This is a genomic window from Rathayibacter sp. AC451, assembly GCF_979253095.1.
The window spans coordinates 2,499,646-2,520,048 of sequence record NZ_CEEDBD010000001.1 but is presented as its reverse complement, the minus strand read 5'-3'; the positions used below and the strand labels follow the sequence as shown (position 1 = coordinate 2,520,048).

Here is a 20,403-nt window from a genome sequence, read left to right as displayed (position 1 = left end):
GTCCGATGAGATACCCGACCGTGAAAGACGAGAGATGACCACCGAACGATCTTCAGAGTACGTGCCCGCGCCCCTGTGGGGCTCCTACGTGTCGAGCGGATCGGCGAACGCGCCGATCGTCGGCCGGTACACCGATGTCGAGCCCGCCCGGCCCCGCCGGTCGAGGGAGTACGCGGCCGCTGCGACCGGCGCCGTCGCGCTGCCGTCGACCTGACCTCCGCCTCCGCGGACCACGATCAGCGGACGGTGCGGGCTGTCGCGTGCGGCCCCGCACCGTCCGCTTCCCCTGTGCGGCGGCCTCCCGCTGGGCGGCCTTCCGCTCAGTGCTGGAGGGCGGCCTCGCGAGCGCCCGTGCTCCCGCGGCGCACTCCCGGCCACCAGAACGCGTCCCCGGTGAGGAACACGAGCGCCGGCACCAGCACCGTGCGCACCACCAGGGTGTCCAGCAGCACTCCGATGCAGACGATCACGCCGATCTGGGTCAGCGCGACCACCGGCAGCACTCCGAGCACCGCGAACACCGCGGCGAGGAGGATCCCGGCGCTGGTGATGACGCCGCCGGTCGAGGCGAGCGCGCGCACCATGCCCTCGCGCGTGCCGTGGGCCGCCCGCTCCTCCCGGGCCCGTGTGACGAGGAAGATGTTGTAGTCGACGCCCAGCGCCACGAGGAACAGGAACGCGAAGAGCACCACGTTCGCGTCGAAGGCCGGGAAGCCGAGCACCCCGCGGAACAGCAGGTTCGCGGCGCCGAGGCTGGCGAAGAAGGTCGCGAGCACGCTCGCGATCAGCAGCACCGGAGCGACGAGCGAGCGCAGCAGCAGCGCGAGGATCAGGAACACGATCGCGAGGATGATCGGGATGATCAGCGCCTGGTCCCGCTCCGAGGCGGTCTGCGTGTCGAGCGCGGTCGCGTCGCTCCCGCCGACGAGGCTCTCGGAGGCGTCGCCGTCCGCGTCCGCGTAGGCGTCGCGGAGCGCGGTGATCGTCTCGAACGCCTCGGCGCTCTCGGGCTCGCCGGCCAGGGTGAGGCTGAGGGCGGTCCTCCCGTTCGCGCTCTCGCCGGGGCGCACGGAGTCGACGCCGTCGGTCGCCTCGGCGATCGTGACCGCGTCGCCCACCGCGTCGTCCGGAGCGAGGACCGTCGTCTGCGCGGTGAGCCCCGCGCCGAAGGACTCGTCGATCACGACCTGCGCCCGCACCGACTCCGGATCGCCGAGCAGCTGGTCCGTCTGCGACAGCCCGACCTTCGCGCCGATCAGGCCGAGCGAGAGGAGGGCCACGCCCAGGGTCGCGACGACGGCGATGCGGCCCGGTCGGCGCGCGACCCCGCGGCCGAGCCGGGTCCAGAGCCCCGGAGTCCGCTCGCGGTGCACGTGCTTCTCGTCGCGCTCGGCGTCGGGGCGGGGGACGAACGGCCAGAACAGGCCTCGGCCGCAGAGCACGAGAGCGGAGGGGAGCACCGCCAGGGCGAACAGGATCGCGATCGCGACGCCGATCGCGCAGGCGAAGCCGAGGGCGCGGTTGCCGGCGAGTTCGGCGAGCAGCAGGGTCAGCAGACTCAGCGCGACGGTGCCGCCACTGGCCGCGATCGCGGGGCCGGCGCTGCGGACGGCGGTCGACATCGCCCGGTGCCGGTCCGGCTCGTGGAGCAGCTCCTCCCGGTAGCGCGCCACGAGCAGCAGTGCGTAGTTCGTGCCGGCACCGAAGACGAGGACCGAGAGGATCCCGCTGATGGAGGCGTCCAGCGGCACCCCGGCCGCGTCGGCGAGGGCCGCGACGACGACCCGCGCGAGGCCGTCGGCGATGCCGACCACCACGAGGGGCACGATCCACAGCACGGGACTCCGATAGGTCGCGATCAGCAGGACCGCCACGACCAGCACCGTGATCAGCAGCAGTCGGAAGTCCGCTCCCGCGAAGGCGTTCGAGATGTCGGCCTGGAATCCCACCGCTCCGGTGAGGTAGCTGTCCAGGCCCGCCGGCAGCCCCTCGGATCCGGCGGCGCGCAGCTCCGTCGCGACCGACTCGACGTCGTCCACCACCGAGGACTGCGCGAGCGGCACCGCGACCAGTGCCGCCGCGCCGTCGTCGCTGAACTGCGGTCGCACCGCCTCCGGAGCGGTGGACAGATCCGCGAGGGCGACGGCCCGTTCGGCGATCGCGGCCCGGTCCTCCTCGGTGAGCCCGTCCGTCCGGTTCCAGAGCAGGATGCCGGCCGTCATGTCGGCCGAGGGGAACGCGTCGAGCAGCGCGGCGACCTCGGAGGACTGCGCCGAGTCCGGCAGCCCGGACTGCGGGAACCCCGACTCCGAGCTCTGCGGCAGGAGGGCGAACAGCGCGCCGACCGCGAGGAGCGCGGCGAGCAGGGTCAGCCACGCGTGGCGGCGGGTGCGGACGAGGAGGACGAGCGGTGTCATGGTTCACTTCCGGCGGGATCGAGGAATTAGTCAGCCTACTGACTAGTAGAAAAACTAGCTATCCAGGAACCCCGGGAACCCGAGCCGGCGCTTCCACTCGTCGAGGACCTCCCCGCTCACATCGAAGAGCTCCGTTCCGCGGTGCGGCGCCTCGATCTCGGTGCTCGTCACCCGGACCCCGCTCGGCAGGACGTCGACGATCGCCGCTCCCGACGCCGCGACCGACCTCTCGTGCGACGGCCCTGCGAGGACGTCCGTCCGATTGGCGGCACCCGGGGCGACGACGACAGGAGCCGGCCCGCTCGTGTCGACGAACGCGTGGTGCCAGTGCCCGGAGAGCACGGCCAGGACGGTGGCGCCCGAGACCGCCTCCCAGAGGTCGTGCGGATTCACGAGTCCCATCACCGTGTGCAGCGGAGCCACCGCGGCGATCGGCGGATGGTGCAGGACGAGGACCACCGGGGCGCCGGGGTCCTCGGCGATCCGCTCCCGGAGCCACGCGAGGGTCGGCTCGGTCAGCAGTCCCCACGAGGCGCCGCCCGGCACGGAGGAGTCCAGCGTCAGGATCCGGACTCCCCGCACCTCGGTCGCGGCGTTGCCGGGGCCGGTGGATCCGAAGCCCTCCCGATCGTCGTGGTTGCCGAGCGCGAGCACGAGCTCGGCGGCTCGGGCAGAGCACCAGGCCGAGAGGCGCTCCCTGAGCGCGGAGTACGACGCCGGGTCGCCGTCGTCGGCCAGATCCCCCGAGACCACCACGGCGTCGATCCCCTCGACCGCCTCGTGCGCCTCGAGCACCGCGTCGAGGCTCGCCCTCGTGTCCACGACCCGGTTGTACCGCGCGTCCGGGTCGGCGAGCAGGTGGGTGTCCGAGAGGTGCAGGAGTCGGAGCGGCCGGGGTGCCGCGATCTCGAGGATCGCGTCCGCCCGGGAGGCGGCCTCCTCGATCAGTCGCGCGTTCGCCTCGTCCGGACCGTCGGTCCAGGCGAGAGCCTCCTCGAGCGTCTTCCCGTAGCGGAGGTGCCGGGCCGCGAGGCGACTGCGCCGGATCCGGGGCGCGAGTGCGAGGTGCAGACGCAGGTCGAGGAGCGGAGCGACGTCCGCCCAGCCGTCCTGCTCGAGCAGCAGATGGTTGCCTTCGACGAACACGACCGTCCCCTCCTCGACGGGAAGGGGGAGAGAGTCGGGCACCGGCTCCTCGATCGAGCGATCGAACGACGAGACGCGCACGACGGACCCGGGCGCCGCGTCGCGCAGCCGGTGGAGCGCGTCGACGAAGGCGCTCGTGTCGAAGGTGTCGGGAGCACCCATCCGCTCCCGGCGACCGAGCTCGCGGAGACGCTCCTGCGAGAGGTGGTAGCCGTCGAGGGGGAGCACCACTGAACCGGGGACCTGCGCCCGCAGTTGCTCGGCGAGGGTGGACTTGCCCGACCCGGGGGAGCCCGAGAGCCCGACGAGCAGCAGCGCTCGGCCGACCCGCGCCGACGCGACGAGCCGAAGCGCCTCGGGCAGCGAGGTGAGCACCGGCGGGCCGGTGCGGGAGGAGGGGGGACCGTCGACAGGAGGCATGCGCCCATTCTCGTGACGCGAGCAGTCGAGAGGTGGGCGAGGCCGCCCGGCTGGGGAGGGTTCCGCCGACCGTCGTCCTGGGGAGGGCGGTGGCCTCGACACGCCCGGGATGATCGATTCCACCCCGCCGTTTGACACAGTCCCGATCGCTGCGTAACTTATTCCGAGTCGCCACATAGGCCGCAGGGAAACGGAAGAGACCGGCTCGCAAGAGCCTCTCCTACGTCCCGGCCTCAATCGGGACCATCCACTCAGACAGCAGCTCTTCGGAGCAGGCTCCCTGCAGAGGATGTAAAGCCTCCGCAGGATCCTCGGGTCCAGCAGCTTCGCCGCCCGCGAAGGACTTCGGTCCCGATCGGGAAGCTTCGGAGCGCCTCTCGGCGCGAAGACATGGCGAAGAAGCCGGATTTGACACGGCCTGCGAATGTGCTAAGTTATCCAAGTTGCCAAAGCGGCGAAAGAGAATAGCTTCTCTCAAGCTTAGCCGGTCACAGGATGACAAGCAACAAGGATTTACAGCAACATCTTCGATCACTCTCGTTGTGAAGCACTTTTTGTGGTGTGGAGGCGGGGTGTGTCCGATTCTTGAGAACTCAACAGCGTGCACTATGTTCAATGCCAATTTTATACCCCGGCCGGGTTTTTGACCTGGTTGGGATTCCTTTGGAAATTGATGTCAGTAATGATGTCTTATTTGCTAGAGGTCAAACTTGACTTCCTTCTCTTCGGGGTCGGTTGTCGTAAATTTTTTTACGGAGAGTTTGATCCTGGCTCAGGACGAACGCTGGCGGCGTGCTTAACACATGCAAGTCGAACGATGAAGCCCAGCTTGCTGGGTGGATTAGTGGCGAACGGGTGAGTAACACGTGAGTAACCTGCCCTTGACTCTGGGATAAGCGCTGGAAACGGCGTCTAATACCGGATACGACCTGCCCCGGCATCGGGTGCGGGTGGAAAGTTTTTCGGTCAAGGATGGACTCGCGGCCTATCAGCTTGTTGGTGAGGTAATGGCTCACCAAGGCGACGACGGGTAGCCGGCCTGAGAGGGTGACCGGCCACACTGGGACTGAGACACGGCCCAGACTCCTACGGGAGGCAGCAGTGGGGAATATTGCACAATGGGCGAAAGCCTGATGCAGCAACGCCGCGTGGGGGATGACGGCCTTCGGGTTGTAAACCTCTTTTAGTAGGGAAGAAGGACTTCGGTTTGACGGTACCTGCAGAAAAAGCACCGGCTAACTACGTGCCAGCAGCCGCGGTAATACGTAGGGTGCAAGCGTTGTCCGGAATTATTGGGCGTAAAGAGCTCGTAGGCGGTTTGTCGCGTCTGCTGTGAAAACCCGAGGCTCAACCTCGGGCCTGCAGTGGGTACGGGCAGACTAGAGTGCGGTAGGGGAGAATGGAATTCCTGGTGTAGCGGTGGAATGCGCAGATATCAGGAGGAACACCGATGGCGAAGGCAGTTCTCTGGGCCGTTACTGACGCTGAGGAGCGAAAGCGTGGGGAGCGAACAGGATTAGATACCCTGGTAGTCCACGCCGTAAACGTTGGGAACTAGATGTGGGGACCTTTCCACGGTCTCCGTGTCGCAGCTAACGCATTAAGTTCCCCGCCTGGGGAGTACGGCCGCAAGGCTAAAACTCAAAGGAATTGACGGGGGCCCGCACAAGCGGCGGAGCATGCGGATTAATTCGATGCAACGCGAAGAACCTTACCAAGGCTTGACATATACCGGAAACTTCCAGAAATGGTTGCCCCGCAAGGTCGGTATACAGGTGGTGCATGGTTGTCGTCAGCTCGTGTCGTGAGATGTTGGGTTAAGTCCCGCAACGAGCGCAACCCTCGTTCTATGTTGCCAGCACGTCATGGTGGGAACTCATAGGAGACTGCCGGGGTCAACTCGGAGGAAGGTGGGGATGACGTCAAATCATCATGCCCCTTATGTCTTGGGCTTCACGCATGCTACAATGGCCGGTACAAAGGGCTGCGATACCGTAAGGTGGAGCGAATCCCAAAAAGCCGGTCTCAGTTCGGATTGAGGTCTGCAACTCGACCTCATGAAGTCGGAGTCGCTAGTAATCGCAGATCAGCAACGCTGCGGTGAATACGTTCCCGGGCCTTGTACACACCGCCCGTCAAGTCATGAAAGTCGGTAACACCCGAAGCCGGTGGCCTAACCCCTTGTGGGAGGGAGCCGTCGAAGGTGGGATCGGTGATTAGGACTAAGTCGTAACAAGGTAGCCGTACCGGAAGGTGCGGCTGGATCACCTCCTTTCTAAGGAGCATCTGGACACCGCGTTCCTTGTGAGCGTTGTGTGTTCCAGGCGCCAGATCGAAGCGAATGTCTTCGCTGGTAGCTCATGGGTGGAACATTGAACTGGGTGCAGGTCGAGTTCGTCTCGTGTCAGTACAGCCTTCGGGTTGGGAACGCACGGTACGGAGGGTGGCTTGCACATGCACGCTGTTGGGTCCTGAGGGACCGGGCCGGCTGCCTTCGGGTGGTTCGGGTCGACCTTCTGGATCCTTTCTCCATGCCTGGGTGTGTGGGGGAAGGGTACCGCCCGTATTTTGAGAACTACACAGTGGACGCGAGCATCTTTAGATTCAGAACTTCGGTTCTGGATCGACAGAGGCGCAGGAATGCTTTCGGGTGTTCCTGCAAATCATTGAAATCTGCAATCTTCGAATTGTAGTTTCTTAACTCATGTGATTTTCAAGTTTTTAAGAGCAAACGGTGGATGCCTTGGCATCTGGAGCCGAAGAAGGACGTCGTAATCTGCGATAAGCCTCGGGGAGCTGATAAACGAGCTGTGATCCGAGGATCTCCGAATGGGGAAACCCCGCCAGGCCCCTTGTGGTGACCTGGTGACTCCCGCCTGAATATATAGGGCGGGTAGAGGGAACGTGGGGAAGTGAAACATCTCAGTACCCACAGGAAGAGAAAACAACAGTGATTCCGTTAGTAGTGGCGAGCGAACGCGGAAGAGGCTAAACCGAGCCATGTGTGATACCCGGCAGGGGTTGCATGGTCGGGGTTGTGGGACTTTTCGTCGTGTTCTGCCGAGCACGGAACGTTACAGCGCATCATAGACGAACAGGTTTGAATGCCTGGCCAGAGCGGGTGCGAGCCCCGTAGTCGAAATGGTGTTATGGCGTGAAGAGTATCCCAAGTAGCACGGGGCCCGAGAAATCCCGTGTGAATCTGTCAGGACCACCTGATAAGCCTAAATACTCCCAGATGACCGATAGCGGACAAGTACCGTGAGGGAAAGGTGAAAAGTACCCCGGGAGGGGAGTGAAATAGTACCTGAAACCGTTTGCTTACAAACCGTCGGAGCCTCCTTGTTGGGGTGACGGCGTGCCTTTTGAAGAATGAGCCTGCGAGTTAGTGCTCTGTGGCGAGGTTAACCCGTGTGGGGCAGCCGTAGCGAAAGCGAGTCCGAATAGGGCGATGTAGTCGCAGGGTCTAGACCCGAAGCGAAGTGATCTATCCATGGCCAGGTTGAAGCGACGGTAAGACGTCGTGGAGGACCGAACCCACTTCAGTTGAAAATGGAGGGGATGAGCTGTGGATAGGGGTGAAAGGCCAATCAAACTTCGTGATAGCTGGTTCTCTCCGAAATGCATTTAGGTGCAGCGTTGCGTGTTTCTTGCCGGAGGTAGAGCTACTGGATGGCCGATGGGGCCCAAAAGCTTACTGACGTCAGCCAAACTCCGAATGCCGGTAAGTGAGAGCGCAGCAGTGAGACTGTGGGGGATAAGCTTCATAGTCGAGAGGGAAACAACCCAGACCACCAACTAAGGTCCCTAAGCGCGTGCTAAGTGGGAAAGGATGTGGAGTTGCACAGACAACCAGGAGGTTGGCTTAGAAGCAGCCACCCTTGAAAGAGTGCGTAATAGCTCACTGGTCAAGTGATTCCGCGCCGACAATGTAACGGGGCTCAAGCACGCCACCGAAGTTGTGGCATTGACATTTTGTGGTAGGCCTTCGTGGTCCAGCCGTGTTGATGGGTAGGAGAGCGTCGTGTGGCGAGTGAAGCGGCGGTGTGAACCAGCCGTGGACGCCACACGAGTGAGAATGCAGGCATGAGTAGCGAAAGACGGGTGAGAAACCCGTCCTCCGGAAGACCAAGGGTTCCAGGGTCAAGCTAATCTTCCCTGGGTAAGTCGGGACCTAAGGCGAGGCCGACAGGCGTAGTCGATGGACAACGGGTTGATATTCCCGTACCGGCGAAGAACCGCCCAAGACAATCCAGTAGTGCTAAGTATCTGAATCCCTTTGATGGATCCCTTCGGGGTGAAGCGTTGGGCCTAGCGTACGACCCCGTGCTGGTGCGTTTAGCGTATTAACAGGTGTGACGCAGGAAGGTAGCCGAGCCGGGCGATGGTTGTCCCGGTCTAAGGATGTAGGGCGAACGATAGGCAAATCCGTCGTTCACACAGCCTGAGATCTGATGGGTAGACGCAAGTCGAAATCGGTGATCCTATGCTGCCAAGAAAAGCATCGACGCGAGGTTCTAGCTGCCCGTACCCCAAACCGACTCAGGTGGTCAGGTAGAGAATACCAAGGAGATCGAGAGAATCGTGGTTAAGGAACTCGGCAAAATGCCCCCGTAACTTCGGGAGAAGGGGGGCCTGAGGCGTGAACGGACTTGCTCCGGGAGCGTTCGATGGCCGCAGAGACCAGTGGGAAGCGACTGTTTACTAAAAACACAGGTCCGTGCTAAGTCGCAAGACGATGTATACGGACTGACGCCTGCCCGGTGCTGGAAGGTTAAGAGGAACGGTTAGCCGCAAGGCGAAGCTGAGAATTTAAGCCCCAGTAAACGGCGGTGGTAACTATAACCATCCTAAGGTAGCGAAATTCCTTGTCGGGTAAGTTCCGACCTGCACGAATGGCGTAACGACTTCCCAGCTGTCTCAACCGCGAACTCGGCGAAATTGCATTACGAGTAAAGATGCTCGTTACGCGCAGCAGGACGGAAAGACCCCGTGACCTTTACTATAGTTTGGTATTGGTGTTCGGTGTGGCTTGTGTAGGATAGGTGGGAGACTGTGAAGCGGGCACGCTAGTGTTCGTGGAGTCATTGTTGAAATACCACTCTGGTCACTCTGGATATCTAACTTCGAACCCTAATCGGGTTCAGGGACAGTGCCTGATGGGTAGTTTAACTGGGGCGGTTGCCTCCTAAAAAGTAACGGAGGCGCCCAAAGGTTCCCTCAACCTGGTTGGCAATCAGGTGGCGAGTGTAAGTGCACAAGGGAGCTTGACTGTGAGACTGACAAGTCGAGCAGGGACGAAAGTCGGGACTAGTGATCCGGCAGTGGCTTGTGGAAGCGCTGTCGCTCAACGGATAAAAGGTACCTCGGGGATAACAGGCTGATCTTGCCCAAGAGTCCATATCGACGGCATGGTTTGGCACCTCGATGTCGGCTCGTCGCATCCTGGGGCTGGAGTAGGTCCCAAGGGTTGGGCTGTTCGCCCATTAAAGCGGTACGCGAGCTGGGTTTAGAACGTCGTGAGACAGTTCGGTCCCTATCCGCTGCGCGCGTAGGAAATTTGAGAAGATCTATCCCTAGTACGAGAGGACCGGGATGGACGAACCTCTGGTGTGTCAGTTGTTCCGCCAGGAGCACCGCTGATTAGCTACGTTCGGAACGGATAACCGCTGAAAGCATCTAAGCGGGAAGCCGGCTTCGAGATGAGATTTCCATCCCTTCGGGGGAGAGGCTCCCAGCCAGATTACTGGGTTGATAGGCCGGATGTGGAAGACAGGACTAAAGACTGTCGGAGCTGACCGGTACTAATAAGCCGATAACTTGACAATCACTACACTCATACCGTTGTAAAGGCTGGTAGGAGTGGTCAGAAGATTGCTCGCGTCCACTTTGTGGTTCCCAGAAGACGGGCACCGCACCACCCTGTGAGGGGTGGTGCACATAATTGAATACACGCAAGACGTGTAACCCCAGATTTGACCCCCACCAGCTGACTGGCGGGTGTGTCGCAAGGGTTACGGCGGCTATAGCGAGAGGGAAACGCCCGGTCACATTCCGAACCCGGAAGCTAAGACTCTCAGCGCCGATGGTACTGCAGGGGGGACCCTGTGGGAGAGTAGGACACCGCCGGACACCATTCACGATGGCCACCCAGACACTGGGTGGCCATCGCTGTCTAACCCGCCATCCCGAGACCGACGGCCCTGTGCGAGCAGGAGAGCCGGGGTTAGGGTGGACGGGACGACGGCCTCGAGCCGTCCGCCGCCTCGAGCGGTTCAACTCCACAGCGCACGATCACGACAGGCGAGGAACGCATGGACGACAGAGCACCCGAGGGCGACGACCGGGGAGCCGGCAGGCGCGACCAGCGTCCGGATCGTGCGGCAGGAGCGGGCCGCTCCTCCGCCCCGCGCAGCGGCGGACGTGACGAGCGTCCTCGGCGCGAGGGCGATCAGCGTCCGCGCCGGGAGGCCGACTTCCGTCCCCGGACCGAGGGCGATTCCCGTCCCTCGCGGGGTGGCGACGCACGTCCCGCGCGTGACGGCGACTCCCGTCCTCGTCGGGAGGGCGACTACCGTCCTCGGACGGACGGCGACTCCCGTCCTCGCCGTGAGGGTGATTCGCGTCCGCGTCGGGAGGGCGACTTCCGTCCCCGGACCGATGGTGATTTCCGCCCCCGCCGTGATGGCGATTCGCGTCCGTCTCGTGATGGTGGTTCGCGTCCTCGCAGGGAGGGCGACTACCGTCCCCGGACCGATGGTGATCCCCGTCCCCGCCGGGACGGCGACGCACGTCCCGCCCGTGACGGTGACTCCCGTCCCCGCCGTGAGGGCGACTACCGTCCCCGGACGGACAGCGACTCCCGTCCGCGCCGGGACGGTGATTCCCGCCCTCGTCGTGATGGTGATTCCCGTCCCTCGCGTGACGGCGATTCGCGTCCGCGGCGGGAGGGCGATTTCCGTCCCCGTGCCGATGGTGATCCGCGTCCTCGCCGCGACGGAGACTCTCGACCTCCGCGTGACGGCGATTCACGTCCGCGGCGGGAGGGCGACTTCCGTCCCCGGACCGACGGCGATTCGCGTCCTCGTCGTGACGGCGACTCGCGTCCTCGTCGCGAGGGCGACTTCCGTCCTCGGACCGACGGGGATCCGCGTCCCCGTCGTGACGGTGACGCGAGGGGTGGCCGCGATGGTGGGCGGTCCTTCTCGGACGATCGGCGTGGCGCCGGTGACCGTCAGGGCGGTCGCGGCTTCGCCGGCCGAGGTGCTCCTCGTGAGGAGCCGGAGATCACGGAGGAGGAGCGCGAGCGCCGGTCGCTCCAGTCCGTCCGCCCGCGTCACGACGACCCCGAGCTCCCGGACGACGTGCAGGCCAAGGACCTCGACCGCGTCGCGCGCAACGAGCTCAAGACGCTGACGAAGGAGAACGCCGAGTGGGTGGCGATGCACCTGGTGATGGCGGGGAGGCTCCTCGAGGAGGATCCCGAACTCGCGCACCGGCACGTGCTCTCTGCCGCCCGTCGGGCGGGGCGCATCGCCATCGTCCGCGAGTCGCTCGCCATCTCTGCCTACGCGATCGGCGACTTCGCTCTCGCGCTGCGGGAGCTGCGCACCTACCGCCGCATCTCCGGATCGGATGAGCAGGTCCCGCTGATGGTCGACAGTGAGCGCGGGGTCGGACGTCCTGACAAGGCGCTCGAGCTCGGCCGCTCCGTCGACCGCAGCACGCTCAGCGTCGGGGCGCAGGTCTCGCTCGCGATCGCGATGTCGGGCGCCCGCCTCGACCTCGGTCAGACCGAGCTGGCTCTGATGGAGCTCGAGATCCCGCAGCTCGAGCCCGACCGCGCCTTCTCGTACAGCCCTGATCTGTTCGCGGCCTACGCGGCGGTGCTCGAGGAGCTCGGTCGTACGGAGGAGGCCGCCCAGTGGCAGCGCCGCGCCGACGTCGCGGCCCGTGCCGTGTTCGTCGCGGAGGGCGGTGGAGACGACGAGACCATCGAGGTCGTGGAGGAGGAGGACGACGCGTTCGCGGTGCTCGACTCCGAGGACGACCTCGACAGGGACGAGCCGTCCGACGCTCCGCGCGCGGAGCAGGACGACGAGGACGACGACTCGGCCTTCGGGGACGAGTCCGGTGACGACGACGAGCCCGTCCAGGACGACGCGCCCGTCCAGGACGACGAGTCGGCTGAGGACGACGAGCCCGCCGAGGTCGACGAGCCGATCGAGCTCGACGATCCTGCCGACGCCGACGCCGACGCCGACGCCGACGCCGACGCCGTTCTCGAGCGGGACGGCGACATCGACGAGCAGGCGGACGCCATCGGTACGCCGGCTTCCGACGTCGACGTCCCGGACGACGGCGCACCCGTCACCGACGATGCACCCGTGACCGACGACCCGTCCGACGCCGACAGCCCGTCCCACACCGACGGCACCCCCGACACCGACGAGGAGCCCCGTGTTCAGAACTCCGAAGGCTGACCCCTCTCCGCTCGACGGACGCGATGCGGTCCTCGCCGACCTCGACGGCGTCGTCTACAAGGGCGCCGACGCGATCCCCTTCGCGGTCGAGAGCCTGAACAGGGCCGGCGAGACCCTCCGCGTGGGGTACATCACGAACAACGCGTCGCGGACCGACGCCTCTGTCGCGGGGCACCTCTCCGACCTCGGTCTGAGCGTCGTCCCCGAGGACGTCGTGACGTCGCCGCAGGCGGCGGTCGTGCTGCTCGCCGATCTCGTGCCGGCGGGGGCGACGATCCTCGTCGTCGGCGGAGAGGGCCTGACGACCGAGGTCGAGCGTGCGGGCTTCACCGTCACGCGCAGCGCCCAGGACTCTCCCGCCGCGGTGATCCAGGGCTTCGCTCCGACCGTCGGCTGGGAGCAGCTCGCCGAGGCGTCGTTCGCGCTGCACACCGGGATCCCGTGGGTCGCCACGAACACCGACTGGACGATCCCCGTCGCGCGGGGCATCGCTCCGGGCAACGGCACCCTCGTCTCGGCCGTGCACACCGCCGTCGGCCGACTGCCCGTCGTCGCGGGCAAGCCGGAGCGCGCCATCTTCGACGCGGCGACGGCTCGGTTCGGCTCGACGAACCCGCTGTTCCTCGGCGACCGGCTCGACACCGACATCAAGGGCGCGAACGCCGCCGGGATGGAGAGCGCGCACGTGCTCACGGGCATCGATCGCGCCAAGCAGCTGCTGGCGGCCGACGCGAGCCTGCGGCCGACGTACATCCTCGGCGACCTGCGCGAGCTGCATCTGCCCTACCCGGCGACGTCGATCGCGCGGAACGGGACCCACTCGGTGCGCTCGGCGAAGGTGCGCCTCGACGGCGACTCCGTCGTGATCGTCGCCGCGGGCGACGACGAGGTCGACCTCCTGCGCGCGGCCTGCTCCGTCATCTGGAGCTCGGGCCGCGCCATCTACGGCCTCGAGGTGCCGGAGTCGCTCTACAGCTGACCGCCGCCGGCGGGCTCCTCGACACGGAGGAGCCCGCCGAGGCGAGCCGCGAGCAGCACCGCGAGCAGCGCGATCAGCGCCCCGTACGCGAAGGTGACGGTGAACACGGCCGATCCGGCGCCGACCAGTCCGGTGACCGCCGCGGCGATGAGCCCCGTCAGGGCCAGCGAGACGGAGGCGCCCGCCGAGTCCGAGATCTGGAGCGCGGAGCTGTTGAAGCCCTCGCGGCCGGGCTCCGACCGGGCGAGCGTCAGCGTCCCCATCCTCGGGAACATGGAGCCCATGCCGCCGCCGGCGACGAACCAGCCGACCGCGGCGGTCCACGGCGGAAGAGCGAGGGCGGAGGTGAGCAGCACCACCAGGACGCCGGCCAGCAGGAGGGACGTGCCCAGCCGCATGGCGCCCGCGTGCGAGAGCCGCGTCCCCGGCCGCCCCTGGAGGTTCGACCCCAGGGCCCAGGACACGGCGCCGGCGGTCAGCGTCGCGCCGGCGAGCCACGGCGGGAGCCCGTACTGCTCCGAGAGCAGCAGCGGCAGGTAGACCTCCGTGCCGAAGAACGCGGCGGCGACGGTGCCGCGCAGCAGGATCGTCGACGGCAGGACACCGCGCGCACGCAGGGTCCCGGCGGGCAGGAGCGCGCGAACGGCGAGGACGACGACCGCGATGGCCGCCACGGCGATCACGCCGGACGCGTCGGGGGCGAGTTCGGCGCTGGTGCTGAGCACCACGACTCCGCCCGCCACGATCACGGCTCGGACGATGCGGGTCACCGCCCCGCGGTCGAACGCCCGCACGTCCTGGCGCTCGAGGGCGCGCAGCGTCGGGGCGACGATCGCGCTCGCGACCGCCACCAGCAGGACCACGCCGAGGAAGACCCAGTGCCAGCTCGCCAGCTCGGCGACGACTCCGGCGGCGAACGGCCCGACGAGCGACGGCACCACCCAGGCGGCGGCGAAGGCCCCGAAGATCCGCGGATGCAGATCGGCGGGGAACACCCGCGCGACGAGCACGTAGAGGGTGACGGTGATCCCTCCGCTGCCCAGGCCCTGCAGCAGGCGCGCCGCCACGAAGACCTCCATCGAGGTCGCGAGCCCGGCCGCGATCAGTCCGAGGGTGAAGAGCAGGATCGCCGTGACGAGCGCCGGGGTGGGACCGCGCCGATCGGCGGAGGAGCCCGCCGCGACCATCCCGACGACGCCCGCGGCCAGAGTGGCGGCGAACGCGAGCGGGTAGAGCGCCCGCCCGTCGAGGTCGGCCGAGACGATCGGCATGATCGTCGTCACCGCCAGCGCCTCGAAGGCGCAGAGGAACACGAGGCTCGTCGCGCCGATCGTGGTCAGGAGGTAGGGCGCGGAGGTGATGCCGCGGCGATCGACTGCACGCACCCGCTCCACACTACGCCGGGCGCGCGCGCTCAGCGGTAGACGGCCCAGTCGTCTTTCGCGAGCACGGTGGGGGTGCCGTCGACCTCGACGAGCCAGCCGGCGTCGTCGCGCTCGAGGTAGCGGCCCTGCACGATCTCGGGCGCCCAGCCGCCGTCGCGCGAGGAGACCCAGCGGACGAAGCGGACCGTGCCGCCTCGGCGGAAGAGTGTGCCGTTGTGATCGCTCATGCGTGTGCCGTCCTCGCTCGGGACGGGTCCATCTCCGTCGTGGGTTCGGGGAGGAGGTGCAGGCCGCGGCGCCCGTTCGCGGCGGCCGAGAGCTCGCGCAGCCAGTGCGCGTTGACCTCCGGGCCGACGGGGGCGTCGTACTCGTACTGCAGCGGGATCGCGGGGTGCAGCCACAGCTCGCTGTGCTTGCCGCAGTCGTCGGCCTCGATCGTCAGGATGAAGCCCTCGCTGCGTCGCAGCTTGGCCGTGACGACGAGCTGCAGATGCGCGAGCGCACGGTCGTCGAACGGGTGAGCGCTCGGCGGCGTTCCGTACAGCAGGCGACCCATCACGCTGCCTTCCTCTTCCGGGGGCGCTCAGGTCGGGGATCCCGCAGCGTCTCCCTGGACTCTAGGTACTCGCTAAGTCGGTTAGCTAATGAATGATGGGCTCAGTGCGCTTTCGGTACAGACGGCATCGGAGGCGGTCCGAGGTGCTTCTATGGAGGGAGCGAGTACCCGCCCGGGGCGCCTGCCCCGGCCCAGGAAGGCGCACCGCATGGAAGCCCGCCCCGATCTCTTCTCGCTGCTGACCCGACTCCGTTCGGCCGAGCGCGAGTACGACGGCAGGGTCGAGGCCCGCCTCGGCATCGGCACCACGGATCTCGCCGCGCTCCGGCTGATCGGACTCGGCGCGGATCGCGACGAGATCGTGCGCGCGGTCGACCTGGCCGCGGCCATCCGCATCACGACCGCGGCCGTCTCGCTGATGATCGATCGGCTGGCGCGTGCCGGATACGTCGACCGGGTGCTGGACCCCTCCGACGGCCGCGGCCGCATCCTCTGCCTGACGGACAGCGCCCGGAGCGCGATCAGCGGTACGGACGTGCCGACGTACGGGGCGATCCGCACGCTCTCGGCCGGCATCCCCGACGAGGAGGCGGTGCGCTTCGCCGCGCTGCTGACCGGTGTGAGCGCGATCCTCGAGGGTCACCCGCCGCCCCTGGTCGCGTCCCAGGCCTGATCCCGCGTGCTCCGCTCGGCCTTCTCGCACGGCCCGCGGCGTCCGGATCCTCGTTCGCCTAGCGCTGCAGGGTGGCACTCGGGTACTCGCCGAAGCGGGCGAGGTACGCGGAGCTGAACCGCCCGGGATTGCCGAAGCCCCAGGCGTGCGCGATCTCCGTGACGCTCCTGGTGCGCGGATCCGCCGCCGCGAGCTCGGCGTGCGCCGCGTCGAGGCGGACCAGGCGGATGTAGGCGATGGGGCGCACGTCGAGAACCCGCTGGAACGCGGACTGCAGTCCGCGGACGCTCAGCCCGGCGGACGCGGCGACCTCGGTCGGCCCGATCGGCTCGGACGCGTGCGCGTGGATGAACTCGACGGCGGTGCGCAGTCGCGCGTTCCGCGGCAGGAGGAGCTCGGGCGGGGCGACCGCCGCCTCCGGAGGGTAGAGCTCGAGCAGCGCCGACACCGTGCCCCGGGTCAGCTCGTCCCACAGCAGGTGGCTGACGCGCTCGCTCCGCAGGGCCTGGGCCGATGCGGACACCGCGCGGCGCCAGTGCTGCACGGCGTCCGCGGTCGGCCGGGCGCGGTGGTCGAAGCGCAGCGGCCCCAGCAGACCCCGCTCGGCCGCCACCTTCTCGACCGCCGAGCGCCCCAGGTGGACGAGCTTCTGCTCGTAGTCGACGTACTCGAAGGCGAACGAGCGGCCGACGGGGAAGAGCTGCGGCCGGCCGTGCACCAGGGCGATCGGCTCCTGGCCGTCGTCGACCGTCGCGCGACCGGCGACGATCCACTGCACGACCACCTCGTCCGTGACTCCGACGGCTCCCTGCAGGTCGCCGGTCATGCGGGAGGTGCGCAGGGTCATCGCGGCGTCGCCCAGTGCGGCGTACCGGTACGAGAAGGCGGAGTCGGTGGGCAGCGCCGACCACTCCTCGCCGTTGTACAGCACGGCGAGGCGGTGGCGGGCCTCCTCGGGGTCTCCGCCACCGGTGTCCAGTCGGACGCGGGTGCGCTCGTCGTTCACGGGTCGTTCCGAGGGGTTCTCAGCGGGTCAGGCGCTCGATGAGCTCGCGGTAGCGGGCGGCGGTCCGCTCGACGATCTCGTGCGGGAGCGTCGGGGGGAGGCCCTGGCCGTCCCAGTTGTCGCTGAGCCAGTCGCGGACGATCTGCTTGTCGAAGGACTGGCCGCGGACGCCCGCCTCGTACTCGTCGGCGTCCCAGTAGCGGGAGGAGTCGCTCGTCAGGACCTCGTCGCCGAGCGTCACGAGGCCGTCGGCGTCGACGCCGAACTCGAACTTCGTGTCGGCGAGGATCACGCCGCGTGCCAGGGCGATCGTGGCCGCCTCCTCGTACACGTGCAGCGAGAGGGTGCGCAGCGCCTCCGCGGCCTCGTCGCCCACGATCTCGACGGTGCGCTCGAAGGTGATGTTCTCGTCGTGCTCGCCCTGCGGAGCCTTCCAGGCGGGCGTGTAGATCGGCTCGGGCAGGCGATCGCCGTCGGACAGGCCCTCCGGCAGCTCGACACCGCAGACCGTGCCGCTCGCGCGGTACTCCTTCCAGCCGCTGCCCGAGAGGTAGCCGCGCACGACGCACTCGATCGGGAACATGTCGAGCGTGGTGACGAGCATCGCCCGGCGGGCCACCGCCTCCGGGATCGCACCGCGCACGAGGTGGTTGGGAACGTCCTTCAGCTGGTGGAACCACCACATCGACAGCTCGGTGAGCAGCTCGCCCTTGCCGGGGATGCCCGGCTCGAGGACGTGGTCGTACGCGCTGACGCGGTCGCTCGCGACGACGAGCATGCGGTCGGCGCCGAGCACCGGATCGGCGTCCTCGGGGGTGTAGAGGTCCCGGACCTTGCCCGAGTAGGCGTGCTGCCAGCCGGGGAGCGGGGTGGAGGAGTCGAAGGAGACGGTCACCCCTCCATTCTCCCGGTTTCCGGCGCCTGCGCGGAGCGCTCTCTCGGAAGCGTTCCGCTGTCAACCACCGGCGCTCGCAGGGGGTGCGCGCCTACCGTCGAAGAATGACTTCCGAGAGCACTGCAGACCAGTACACGTTCCAGGACCCGACGAAGATGTACTCCGAGATCGACACGGAGGAGCAGTACCAGGAGGGCTCCGGCCTGGACTCGAAGATGGACGACCTCGCCGACCGCGGCGAGTCGACCTACCGCGGCTCCGGCCGCCTGACCGGCCGCAAGGCGCTCGTCACCGGTGGCGACTCCGGGATCGGCGCGGCCGTCGCGATCGCCTACGCCCGCGAGGGCGCCGACGTCGCGATCGTCTACCTCCCCGAGGAGGAGAGCGACGCGAAGAAGGTCGTCGCGCTGATCGAGGACGCCGGCCGCACCGCGGTCGCGATCCCCGGCGACATCACCGACCACGACTTCGCGGTCGGCGCGGTGGCCACCGCGGTCGAGGGCCTCGGCGGCCTCGACATCCTCGTCAACAACGCCGGCAAGCAGCAGTTCGTCGAGGACTTCCTCGAGCTCTCCGACGAGCAGTTCGACGAGACCTTCAAGACCAACGTCTACGCGATGTTCTGGATGACGAAGGCGGCCCTGCCGCACCTCGCCCCCGGATCCTCGATCATCAGCACCTCGTCGATCCAGGCCTACCAGCCGTCGCCGACGCTGGTCGACTACGCCAGCACCAAGGCCACGATCAACACGTTCTCGAAGGCGCTCGCGCAGCAGCTGGCTCCCAAGGGCATCCGCGTGAACGTCGTCGCACCCGGCCCGATCTGGACTCCGCTGCAGACGGCCGGCGGCCAGCCGCCCGAGAAGCTGCCCGAGGTCGGCTCGCAGACGCCGCTCGGACGCTGGGGCCAGCCGGCGGAGCTCGCTCCCGCCTACGTGTTCCTCGCCTCGCCCGAGTCGAGCTACGTCGTCGGCGAGACGCTGCACGTCAACGGCGGCATGCCCACGCCGTGATCCTCGGCGGCACTCGTTCGCCGTAACACTCGGCGACGCTGAAGGCCCGGCAGGCGCTCGGGGACCACGGTCCTCCGTGCGCTTGCTGGGTCTTCGCTTTTGGTTGTCGTAACAATCGCTCCGGAGAAGGCGAACTGCGCAAGGCTTTCCCCATGACCGATTCCCTGCCGATCCTCGACCTCTCCCGTCTCGACCAGGGCGAGGACGAAGCCGCCGCCTTCCGCCGCGACCTCCGCGAGACCACGCACGACGTGGGCTTCTTCTACCTCGTCGGCCACGGCGTGCCGCAGGAGCTCCTCGACGACGTCGTCGCCGTCTCCCGCCGCTTCTTCGACCTCCCGGAGGAGGACAAGCTCGCGATCGAGAACACGGCCAGCCCGCAGTTCCGCGGCTACACCCGCTTCGGCGCCGAGCTCACCAACGGCGACGTCGACTACCGCGAGCAGGTCGACATCGGCATCGAGCGCGAGGTCGTCCCGGCCGGCCCCGACGTGCCGGACTACCAGCGCCTCGAGGGCCCGAACCTCTGGCCCGAGGCCCTGCCCGAGTTCCGCACCCTCTTCGAGCGCTGGCACGCGGAGCTCGCCGCCGTCGCGATCCGCCTCCTGCGCACCTGGGCGGTCGCCCTCGACGCGCCGGCCGACGTCTTCGACGAGGCCTTCGCCGAGAAGGCGTTCCCCCTGGTAAAGGTCGTCCGCTACCCCGGCACCTCCGACCCCGAGCCCAAGCAGGGCGTCGGCGCGCACCGCGACGGCGGCGTGCTGACCCTGCTGCTGGTCGAGCCCGGAAAGGGCGGACTGCAGGTCGAGCACGACGGCGAGTGGATCGAGGCGCCCGCGCTTCCCGGCGCGTTCGTCGTCAACATCGGCGAGATGCTCGAGCTGGCGACCGGCGGCTACCTCAAGGCCACGCTGCACCGCGTGATCTCGCCGCTGATCGGCACCGACCGCATCTCGATCCCGTACTTCTTCAACCCCTCGCTCGACGCGACCATGCCCTCGCTGCCGCTGCCCGAGGAGCTCAAGTCGGGCCTGTCGGTCGACCCGACCAACAGCCCGATCCTCGAGACGTACGGCGAGAACGCGCTGCGCTACCGCCTGCGCGCGCACCCGAACGTGGCCGAGGTGCACCACGCGGATCTGCTGGCGCCGACGAGCTGACGCTCGGCGCTTTCCGGGACGGGGCGTCCCTCCTCCGCTGCGTGCGGGGCGAGGGGCGCCCCGTTCGTCGTTCCGACGCCGTTCGGCAGGATCCGCTGCTTCTGCGGGTGCGGAGCAGCGAGAAGTGTCGAACGGCGGTGGCGAAGCACAGGTCGCGCACGTGTCATCGCGCAGGACGCGCCAGGCGACCGTCCCGCACGAATCGGGGGAAGGATCGAGGGATGCGGAGATCCGGGACGCGGGCCGCGGTGACGGCCGCGGTGGTGTGCT

At 67.3% G+C, this 20,403-nt stretch carries 13 protein-coding genes and 3 rRNA genes; 9 read left to right on the top strand and 7 right to left on the bottom strand.

The features are described 5' to 3' along the window. Positions 1–34: 34 nt before the first annotated feature. Positions 35–214, top strand: coding sequence for a hypothetical protein (locus AC0CID_RS12040; protein WP_465226995.1), 180 nt, complete (start codon positions 35–37; stop codon positions 212–214). Positions 215–320: 106 nt separating this feature from the next. Here AC0CID_RS12040 and AC0CID_RS12035 read toward each other — a convergent pair whose 3' ends face one another. Both AC0CID_RS12035 and AC0CID_RS12030 read right to left on the bottom strand, forming a co-directional pair. Continuing rightward, entirely contained in the window at positions 321–2,417 is a 2,097-nt protein-coding gene (locus tag AC0CID_RS12035) for an MMPL family transporter (RefSeq protein WP_465226994.1), read from the bottom strand. Positions 2,418–2,471: 54 nt separating this feature from the next. Continuing rightward, the gene (locus AC0CID_RS12030; RefSeq protein ID WP_465226993.1) at positions 2,472–3,983 is read right to left on the bottom strand and encodes a metallophosphoesterase; all 1,512 of its coding nucleotides are present in this window, start codon (positions 3,981–3,983) and stop codon (positions 2,472–2,474) included. Positions 3,984–4,732: 749 nt separating this feature from the next. On the opposite strand from AC0CID_RS12030, the gene AC0CID_RS12025 reads away from it, so the two are divergent. The 5 genes from AC0CID_RS12025 (at position 4,733) to AC0CID_RS12005 (ending at position 13,445) form a co-directional block, all read left to right on the top strand. Continuing rightward, positions 4,733–6,258, top strand: a 16S ribosomal RNA gene (locus tag AC0CID_RS12025). Between the two features lie 436 nt (positions 6,259–6,694). Further along, a 23S ribosomal RNA gene (locus AC0CID_RS12020) occupies positions 6,695–9,811 on the top strand. Positions 9,812–9,998: 187 nt separating this feature from the next. After that, positions 9,999–10,115, top strand: a 5S ribosomal RNA gene (rrf, locus tag AC0CID_RS12015). The 16S, 23S and 5S rRNA genes sit together here, the layout of an rRNA operon. Positions 10,116–11,347: 1,232 nt before the next feature. Continuing rightward, on the top strand, positions 11,348–12,466 hold the full coding sequence (locus AC0CID_RS12010; protein WP_465226992.1) for a hypothetical protein: 1,119 nt from the start codon (positions 11,348–11,350) through the stop codon (positions 12,464–12,466). Beyond that, positions 12,444–13,445, top strand: a complete 1,002-nt coding sequence (locus AC0CID_RS12005; protein ID WP_465226990.1) for an HAD-IIA family hydrolase — start codon at positions 12,444–12,446, stop codon at positions 13,443–13,445. Before AC0CID_RS12010 ends, AC0CID_RS12005 begins: the two co-directional genes overlap by 23 nt. On the opposite strand, the gene AC0CID_RS12000 is transcribed toward AC0CID_RS12005, so the two are convergent. From AC0CID_RS12000 to AC0CID_RS11990, 3 genes are read right to left on the bottom strand one after another with little or no spacing between them, the layout of a single operon-like run. Further along, positions 13,436–14,830, bottom strand: coding sequence for an MFS transporter (locus AC0CID_RS12000; RefSeq protein WP_465226989.1), 1,395 nt, complete (start codon positions 14,828–14,830; stop codon positions 13,436–13,438). The genes AC0CID_RS12005 and AC0CID_RS12000 overlap by 10 nt on opposite strands. A gap of 29 nt (positions 14,831–14,859) precedes the next feature. Then, positions 14,860–15,057 (bottom strand): hypothetical protein, encoded by a 198-nt coding sequence (locus tag AC0CID_RS11995; protein WP_207406312.1) that lies wholly within the window; start codon positions 15,055–15,057, stop codon positions 14,860–14,862. Next, a complete protein-coding gene (locus tag AC0CID_RS11990) occupies positions 15,054–15,386 on the bottom strand; it encodes a DUF7882 family protein (protein ID WP_465228094.1) in 333 nt (110 codons plus the stop codon). Before AC0CID_RS11990 ends, AC0CID_RS11995 begins: the two co-directional genes overlap by 4 nt. A gap of 208 nt (positions 15,387–15,594) precedes the next feature. Between AC0CID_RS11990 and AC0CID_RS11985 the strand changes: the two genes are divergently transcribed. Then, the gene (locus tag AC0CID_RS11985) at positions 15,595–16,059 is read left to right on the top strand and encodes a MarR family winged helix-turn-helix transcriptional regulator (RefSeq protein WP_207406310.1); all 465 of its coding nucleotides are present in this window, start codon (positions 15,595–15,597) and stop codon (positions 16,057–16,059) included. Positions 16,060–16,117: 58 nt separating this feature from the next. Here AC0CID_RS11985 and AC0CID_RS11980 read toward each other — a convergent pair whose 3' ends face one another. Next, a complete protein-coding gene (locus AC0CID_RS11980; RefSeq protein ID WP_207406309.1) occupies positions 16,118–17,065 on the bottom strand; it encodes an AraC family transcriptional regulator in 948 nt (315 codons plus the stop codon). Positions 17,066–17,084: 19 nt separating this feature from the next. Continuing rightward, complete coding sequence (locus AC0CID_RS11975; RefSeq protein ID WP_207406308.1) at positions 17,085–17,960, bottom strand: phosphoribosylaminoimidazolesuccinocarboxamide synthase; 876 nt, start codon at positions 17,958–17,960, stop codon at positions 17,085–17,087. Positions 17,961–18,064: 104 nt separating this feature from the next. Here AC0CID_RS11975 and AC0CID_RS11970 point away from each other — a divergent pair, with 104 nt between their 5' ends. Together AC0CID_RS11970 and AC0CID_RS11965 are read left to right on the top strand one after the other, a co-directional pair. After that, positions 18,065–18,973, top strand: coding sequence for a glucose 1-dehydrogenase (locus AC0CID_RS11970; RefSeq protein WP_465226988.1), 909 nt, complete (start codon positions 18,065–18,067; stop codon positions 18,971–18,973). A 152-nt stretch (positions 18,974–19,125) separates the two neighbouring features. Then, entirely contained in the window at positions 19,126–20,133 is a 1,008-nt protein-coding gene (locus AC0CID_RS11965) for an isopenicillin N synthase family dioxygenase (RefSeq protein ID WP_465226987.1), read from the top strand. The last annotated feature ends 270 nt before the right edge of the window (positions 20,134–20,403 follow it).